Genomic DNA, 2,047 nt, shown 5'->3' on the forward strand with positions numbered 1-2,047 from the left:
ATAGGTCCTGGACCACCCAACGGTGGCCAGAGCTCCTTAGAAAGGAGGTGATCCAGCCGCACCTTCCGGTACGGCTACCTTGTTACGACTTAGTCCCAATCGCCAGTCCCACCTTCGACGGCTCCCCCCACAAGGGTTGGGCCACCGGCTTCGGGTGTTACCGACTTTCGTGACTTGACGGGCGGTGTGTACAAGGCCCGGGAACGTATTCACCGCAGCGTTGCTGATCTGCGATTACTAGCGACTCCGACTTCATGGGGTCGAGTTGCAGACCCCAATCCGAACTGAGACCGGTTTTTTGGGATTCGCTCCACCTTACGGCATCGCAGCCCTTTGTACCGGCCATTGTAGCATGCGTGAAGCCCAAGACATAAGGGGCATGATGATTTGACGTCATCCCCACCTTCCTCCGAGTTGACCCCGGCAGTCTTCCATGAGTCCCCACCATCACGTGCTGGCAACATAGAACGAGGGTTGCGCTCGTTGCGGGACTTAACCCAACATCTCACGACACGAGCTGACGACAACCATGCACCACCTGTATACCGACCCAAAGGGGGCAACCATCTCTGGAAGTTTCCGGTATATGTCAAGCCTTGGTAAGGTTCTTCGCGTTGCATCGAATTAATCCGCATGCTCCGCCGCTTGTGCGGGCCCCCGTCAATTCCTTTGAGTTTTAGCCTTGCGGCCGTACTCCCCAGGCGGGGCGCTTAATGCGTTAGCTGCGGCACGGAACTCGTGGAATGAGTCCCACACCTAGCGCCCAACGTTTACGGCATGGACTACCAGGGTATCTAATCCTGTTCGCTCCCCATGCTTTCGCTTCTCAGCGTCAGTAGTGGCCCAGAGACCTGCCTTCGCCATCGGTGTTCCTCCTGATATCTGCGCATTTCACCGCTACACCAGGAATTCCAGTCTCCCCTACCACACTCTAGTCTGCCCGTACCCACTGCAAGTCCGGGGTTGAGCCCCGGATTTTCACAGCAGACGCGACAAACCGCCTACAAGCTCTTTACGCCCAATAATTCCGGACAACGCTCGCACCCTACGTATTACCGCGGCTGCTGGCACGTAGTTAGCCGGTGCTTCTTCTGCAGGTACCGTCACTTTCGCTTCTTCCCTGCTGAAAGAGGTTTACAACCCGAAGGCCGTCATCCCTCACGCGGCGTCGCTGCATCAGGCTTTCGCCCATTGTGCAATATTCCCCACTGCTGCCTCCCGTAGGAGTCTGGGCCGTGTCTCAGTCCCAGTGTGGCCGGTCGCCCTCTCAGGCCGGCTACCCGTCGTCGCCTTGGTGAGCCATTACCTCACCAACAAGCTGATAGGCCGCGAGCCCATCCCCAACCGAAAAACTTTCCAGAAAGTGCCCATGCGGACCCTTCTCATATCCAGTATTAGACGCCGTTTCCAGCGCTTATTCCAGAGTCAGGGGCAGGTTGCTCACGTGTTACTCACCCGTTCGCCACTGATCCACTCCAGCAAGCTGGAGCTTCACCGTTCGACTTGCATGTGTTAAGCACGCCGCCAGCGTTCGTCCTGAGCCAGGATCAAACTCTCCGTTGATGATCAACACCCCAACACCCACCACCAAAGCAGCAAGCACCAGGGCCAATCAATAACCCAACAAAGGGCTGAACCATGACTGAGCAAGAACAACCAGCGCAATCGCTGTATTAATTCATTGTCAACCAAAGGAAAAAAATCATCCGACCAACCACACCCACACCCACAAAGGCGAGGGCACAATCAGCCAAGACGAGGTATTGGCATCGATTTTTGACACGCTGTTGAGTTCTCAAGATTCACACGCACACCCATCACCACCAACCAACCGGCCAGTACTTCAAGGGGCAACTTCTCTAACTTACCACTGTCCATGCTTGGGCGCCAACTTCGTGATCCGCTCTCGGAGCGGCCGTCGTTGATCGCGCTTGGATCTTCAGCGGTGCCCCACCGTAGCAGCGGAGCTGCTCGGTTCCAAATCCGCGGTTCCGACCTGATCGGCCGGATCCGAGTAACTCGGATGGGGGCTGTCAGCTCGCGGGAC

General features: G+C 56.8%; 1 rRNA gene. It reads right to left on the reverse strand.

The features are described from left to right. Positions 1–40 precede the first annotated feature (40 nt). Positions 41–1,563 (reverse strand): 16S ribosomal RNA (locus tag B9B60_RS16665). Positions 1,564–2,047 lie beyond the last annotated feature (484 nt).

The organism is Janibacter indicus (assembly GCF_900176385.1).
Classification (GTDB): domain Bacteria; phylum Actinomycetota; class Actinomycetes; order Actinomycetales; family Dermatophilaceae; genus Janibacter; species Janibacter indicus.